General features: G+C 40.5%; 4 protein-coding genes and 1 pseudogene. All 5 read right to left on the reverse strand.

The genetic code is table 11. The features are described from left to right. Window positions 1-9: 9 nt before the first annotated feature. On the reverse strand, window positions 10-1,350 hold the full coding sequence (locus FTU03_RS12605) for an MFS transporter (protein ID WP_004783163.1): 1,341 nt from the start codon (window positions 1,348-1,350) through the stop codon (window positions 10-12). 531 nt (window positions 1,351-1,881) lie between these two features. Then, complete coding sequence (locus FTU03_RS12610; RefSeq protein WP_179993150.1) at window positions 1,882-2,583, reverse strand: VIT family protein; 702 nt, start codon at window positions 2,581-2,583, stop codon at window positions 1,882-1,884. A gap of 330 nt (window positions 2,584-2,913) precedes the next feature. Then, a complete protein-coding gene (locus FTU03_RS12615) occupies window positions 2,914-3,396 on the reverse strand; it encodes a VOC family protein (protein ID WP_179993149.1) in 483 nt (160 codons plus the stop codon). 205 nt (window positions 3,397-3,601) lie between these two features. Continuing rightward, window positions 3,602-4,519, reverse strand: coding sequence for a LysR family transcriptional regulator (locus FTU03_RS12620; RefSeq protein ID WP_179993148.1), 918 nt, complete (start codon window positions 4,517-4,519; stop codon window positions 3,602-3,604). Window positions 4,520-4,793: 274 nt separating this feature from the next. Beyond that, window positions 4,794-5,939 (reverse strand): annotated as a pseudogene (gene ampC / locus FTU03_RS12625) (class C beta-lactamase). Between the last annotated feature and the right edge of the window lie 126 nt (window positions 5,940-6,065).

A 6,065-nucleotide genomic window follows, 5' to 3' on the forward strand; every position in this document is an offset into this window, starting at 1 on the left:
TCTTGTGTTTTAAGCCAGGTTGTTTCGTTCAAGAACAGCTTCTTCATATAGCTTTTGCTCTTTGGCCTTATGCTCAACCGAGAAGCGAATCATCAGAACAAAACTTGCTGCAATCACGACCAGGCCGCCAAGTGCCATCAGACAGGTTTGAATATCCAGCATGCCTTTAAGTAAGAATCCTGCGGCGACCGCACCCACGTTACCGCCTGCACCGATAATGCCGGCCACACCACCTAAGGCATCACGGTCAATAAATGGCACCAGCGCATACGTTGCACCACATGCCATGTGGGTAAATAATGCGAAGACAGTCATTGTGATGATGGCCAGCATGGCACTGTTCATTTGCGAGAATAAAATCAGGAATAAGCCTTCCATCAAGATCATGGCAAACAGCACTTTGGTACGTCCGTCCAGGCCTTTTTTGATGGCAACTTTGTCTGAAACGATGCCACCCAGTGCACGGGCAAATAGTGCTAGCAGACCGAAGATCCCGGCCGTCATACCTGCTTCTTTTAAACCAAAGCTGAAGTTTTCTACGTAGTACATGGCTACGATGTTATGAATGAAGATTTCGATACCGAAACAGGCCGCATAAGCGCCAAATAGAATCCAGACACGGTAGTTACGTGCAGCATGCATCAGAATTGCCATGCCACCTTTTTTCTCGCTACCTACCTGGATTCCTGCTGCACGCAGTTCTTTAAAGTTGCCTTGTGGACAGTCCTGAGTGAATTTCCAGTACAATGCACCGACGATCACCATCATTAGGCCTGGAACGATCAGTGCAATTCTCCAGCCCATCGCCTGTTCAACACCGAACATCACCAACGCAGCTAGAAGTAAGGGCATCAAGGCTTGAGTTGCACCACCACCGGCATTTCCCCAACCTGCAGATGCCGCATTCGCTGTACCGACCACATTCGGCGCAAACATGATGCTGGTGTGATATTGGGTAATGACGAAACTGGCACCAATGGCGCCAATCAGTAAGCGGAAAAACAGAAAGGACTCATAGCTATTCGCAGAGGCCACACCAAAGACCGGGATACTGCCGAGTACCAGTAATGCGGTATAGGTTTTTCGTGGACCATATTTGTCACATAGTGGACCGACAATCAGTCGAACCAGAATGGTGATCGCGACTGCTGCAATATTGATATTAGCGATTTGATCTTTGGTTAAGCTGAATTCACCTGCAATCACAGGCATCAGTGGTGCACAGGCGAACCAGGCAAAGAAGCAGACAAAAAACGCGAGCCAACTCATATGGAAGGCTCTCATTGCTGCGCTGCTGAAATTCAAAAGACTTATTTTTGTTGCTTTCTTTTCATATAAATTTGAAGACATCACCATCTCCTTCCAGAACTGAACGTATAGGCTTATCTGCTATGCGAATCGCTGCACACCAGATGCGATCAGAACGGACGTCATTGGCCGTCTTACAAATTTCTTTAGAGTCGTCTTTGACTCACATTCTATTAAGCACAAAGCGTGCCAACAAAATAACTTTATGAATAAGTACTTGTATTTATATTATTTATCGAGAGGTACTTTTATATTTTTTCTAAATTATAGTGCCTGCAAATCAAGCTCTTTCTCATTTTCCTCAGCATATTTATATTTGGATTTTAAAATTGCCACTTCAATGCACCTTTTGGCACAGCTTTAGTGCAAGGAAGAACATAATTAAACTAAGTATTTTTAATTAAAGAAAAACTTGTAGTTAAAATTTAAATTTTTTAAATGAGTTAGCTAATTAAGCATCTAAATGTGTCTAATACAATTAAATTTGGAAAATTTTAATTTCAAATTATCTACTTCAATTAAATTTCGGATATATCTAGATTAATAAAAATTTATTCCATATTTTTTAAATGATTAGGTGGTAGCAACATTAAATAGAGAGCCAATCCAGAAACTGAATAGCATGGCAACGATGCCCCAAATCATGACACGCAGTGCGCCTTTCCACATACTGCCACCGCCCGCATAACTGGCTAATGCTCCCATCATTCCCAGACTAAGCACTCCCACCAGCATAACGCCCTGATCTAGCAAATGTGAAGGCAGAACTAAAATGGATACCAATGGAAATAAAGAACCTAAAGTAAATGCTGATGCTGAAGAAAATGCCGCCGTAAATGGCCGCGCAGCTGTCTGTTCCAAAATCCCAATTTCATCACGTGCATGCGCATCCAAGGCATTATGTGCAGTAAGCTGTTTTGCCACTTCTTCGGCCAGATCATCTTCTAAACCTCGCTTGATATAAATATTTTTCAGCTCTCTTAATTCATGTACGGGATGCAGATTTAATTCCCGCTCTTCCATGGCGAGATCATTTTTTTCAATATCCTGTTGCGACTTGACCGAGATATATTCCCCAGCTGCCATCGAGGCTGCACCAGAAATCAGGCCAGCAACACAAGCAATTAAAAGTGTTTGTGACGAAGCACCACTGGCTGCCATCCCGACAACCAGACTGGTCACGGAAATAATTCCATCATTGGCACCAAGCACTGCGGCACGCAACCAGCCAGAACGTTGTATATAGTGTTTTTCATGATGACGGGAATGAGGCATGTCTTTCTCGTTCTTCTAGCAGATGAAATAAGATTTTAAATTTTAGTCACTTACTATTTTATCATCTTACATTAAGCCAAATATTTCAAATATGAATCTTCACCTTCAGAGATATCTTCGAGTTTTATTTACTTATTTTTAAAAAAGAAAAATTATTTATTGTGAAGGCTTAAATAGATTTTAGCCAGCGGCCGCCATAAGCAACTCACTGGCTATACCTTAAAGGATGAACTTCTGATTATTATCAATGACCTCTCACTTTATATAAGTAATAAGGCCAAACGCTTAAACTAAATACATGGCATTAATCACTGATATCGAGACCATGCCTTAGCCTCGGATGGCAGCTTCAATTGCAGCGACATCAATTTTCTTCATGGTCATCATGGCATCAAAAGCTCTTTTAGCAACACCACGGTCTGAACTGTATGATGCTTCAAGCAAAGCTTTAGGGATGATTTGCCAAGATACTCCCCATTTATCCTTACACCATCCGCATTCACTTTCCTGACCACCATTATTGACGATCGCATTCCAATAGCGGTCAGTTTCTTCCTGATCTTCTGTGGCGACTTGAAATGAGAAAGATTCATTATGCTGAAATACAGGTCCTCCGTTTAAACCAATACATGGAATACCCAGTACGGTAAAGTCTACTGTGATGACATCACCTGCTTTACCAGAGGGATAATCTCCAGGTGCAAGAACGATGGCACCTACAGATGAATTTGGAAAAATTTCTGCATAAAATCGTGCGGCTTCTTCAGCATCATGATCGTACCAAAGACAAATGGTATTCTTTGCAATATTCATGATCTCACCTCTTCTTTCAGAATAGGTTTTAAACTACCTAAGAACTCTTCAATATCTCATCTACTAGTTGAGTCCTACTCTTCCCATCTTTCACCCAAAATTAAGATAAGCCTGTTTTAGAATTGTATATTTATTGATCTAATTGACTGAAAGCGTCATCAAAAAGAATAGTTTTAAAGAGTCGAGAGGAAACCTTTATCACCACTTAATCATAATATGTGGTTCTCTTTTTAGAGAATCGATCAAGCTGCTTTAAAAATCCTTCGAAATAATCTTTCTGCTTTTCTTCAGTTCGATAACCTGCATATAAAGTCCGACGTAATCCTTTAGGTGCTACACACTCCAAACGGCGCGAAGTCACCCAGCCCTTTTGTTCATATTCATTCACTACCCAATCTGGCAAGGCTGCAATTCCCCGACCACTGGCAACCAGTTGAATCAGCATTTGAGTCAAGTCGGTGGTGCGAATCTGTTTAGGTAAAATATTCGCTGGAATAAACAGGTGTGACATGATGTCCAGACGGTGCTTGTCCACTGGATAAGTAATCAGTGTTTCTTCCGCCAATTCTTGGACGCTAATGTTTTGGGCACGTACTAAAGGATGGGTATTCGACAGCACCAAGCGCGATTCATATTCAAAAATCGGGAAATACTCTATGCCCTTTAGTTCAATCGGATCAGCGGTAATAAGCAGATCGAATTCCCCTGTTTGTAACAGTTCATGCGGATTAGCCTCAAAACCTGAAGCGAAATCCAAATCTACATCTGGATATTGAATACGATATTGATTCAGTAAAGGCATCAACCAGTCGAAACAGCTATGGCATTCGGAAGAAAAAATAATCCGTCCTGTCTGCCCATGCACAATGCGAATGATATCACTCTGTGCAACATGGACTTGAGGCAAAATATCATCTGCCAGCTTCAGCAAGCGCTGCCCGACATTGGAAAAACTGACCGGGCGACTACGGCGATTGACGATTTCGACTCCGAACCATTGATCCAATTCACGAAGCTGATGGGACAAAGCTGAAGGCGTGAGACAAAGATCTCCTGCTGCTGCAACCAGTGAACCATGTTCCCGTAATGCGACTAAGGTTTTTAAATGACGAAGTTCTAACATGAATGCCCTGAAACCTATCTAATCTGATTCAATCTTAATTAAATAAGCTTACCCTATTTTGAACCTAAATATTATTAAATTTCATTTTAAAATTTATAGAATGAAATTTTCTCAACCAATAAAATCTACTACTCTTATCGATACAAAATAAAAACCTTCGAAATTAGGAGGCTTTTACTTCAGTTAGAGTTTAAGACTCAACCTCTTTTCAAAAGAAGGAAATACCCTAGCTCAAAAATCATGAGACATTTCCTTCTATTCAGGCTTAATAAACTTAACTGTTTTTTATGGTCTGAAAGACTTGATAGGCTGCCTTGATTCGCTCTGCATTGGGAATTTTTTTATTCATCAGCATGACCAGTCCAAAATTTTCTTCTGGAATAAACAGTACATAGGTTCCAAAGCCATTGGTTGAACCAGTTTTATGAAAAACTTGTGATTTTGCCTGAACAGTATTTTTGACTACTGGATTTGCTTGCATCACGACTTTTTCAGAATTACTTACCAGCAAAATATCGAGTGTCGTCGGATATGAAAAAGTCTCCCAACCGAGTGCTTGGGTCATTTTCCCAAGCTTAAAATATCCATGATGAGTTTCCAGAAGCGCTTGTTTAATATCAGGCTTGTTCTTTTTCAGATTCAGATTGGTATCTAATAATTTCAGCATATCGGGAAGTGTAGATTTCACCCCATAAGCCTGAGCATCCAGAGCTCCCGGGTTTACCCGCACCGGATGATTGTTCTGATCATAACCAAAAGCATAATGAACCCTTTGTGCTTTCGGAACATTGAGATAGGTATTCTTTAAATTGAGTTTTGGAAAAATCGTCTGTTCCAGCAATACGCTAAAAGGAACATTCATTGATCTTGCACTTAACTCACCAAATAAGCCAATACTGGGATTTGAATATTGCCGATATTGGCCAGGCGGATGTTTAACCTGCCAATTTTGGAAATACTCTAAAACTTGCTGATCAGTCTTAACCTGATCCGGAAATTGCAAAGGTAAGTTTCCACTCGTATAAGTCGCTAATTCCAGCAAACTGACTTTGTTGATTTCTGAATTCTTTAAATCAGGCCAATATTTAGCTGGATGATCATTAAAAGAAAGCTTGCTCTGACTCTTGGCATAGCCCCCTGCAATGCCCGTAAAGATTTTACTTACAGAACCTAATTCAAAAATTGTTTACCGATTTACAGCTTTATGGTCGATATGAGATTGCAGGCCATAATAGTATTCATGATTTTTTCCCTGATAAATCACCCCGACTGCCATTCCCAATACATCATATTGTTGCATGAGCGGCTTGAATGACTGATCAATAGCAGCCTTAATATAATATCCCTTTGTTTCATCTGCATTTGCCTGAACGCTAAATCCTATAGCCAAGACAATGATTCCTGCCTTAAATCCCTTCACATTAGATCTCTTTCATAAATCAAAAAACGATCTTCTTTTTGGTTAATATTTGCACTCCGGATTTCTTAGCATTCGTGCATAATCTGCGGATGAAATACATCGATTCAAACAAGCTTTCTGATCCTC

It is taken from the genome of Acinetobacter sp. YH12046 (assembly GCF_013419905.1).
Lineage (GTDB): Bacteria > Pseudomonadota > Gammaproteobacteria > Pseudomonadales > Moraxellaceae > Acinetobacter.

Coding starts and splice junctions, on each gene's coding strand:
- FTU03_RS12605 (WP_004783163.1), bottom strand. CDS start 1,350: ATGTCTTCAAATTTATATGAAAAGAAAGCAACAAAAATAAGTCTTTTG.
- FTU03_RS12610 (WP_179993150.1), bottom strand. CDS start 2,583: ATGCCTCATTCCCGTCATCATGAAAAACACTATATACAACGTTCTGGC.
- FTU03_RS12620 (WP_179993148.1), bottom strand. CDS start 4,519: ATGTTAGAACTTCGTCATTTAAAAACCTTAGTCGCATTACGGGAACAT.
- FTU03_RS12615 (WP_179993149.1), bottom strand. CDS start 3,396: ATGAATATTGCAAAGAATACCATTTGTCTTTGGTACGATCATGATGCT.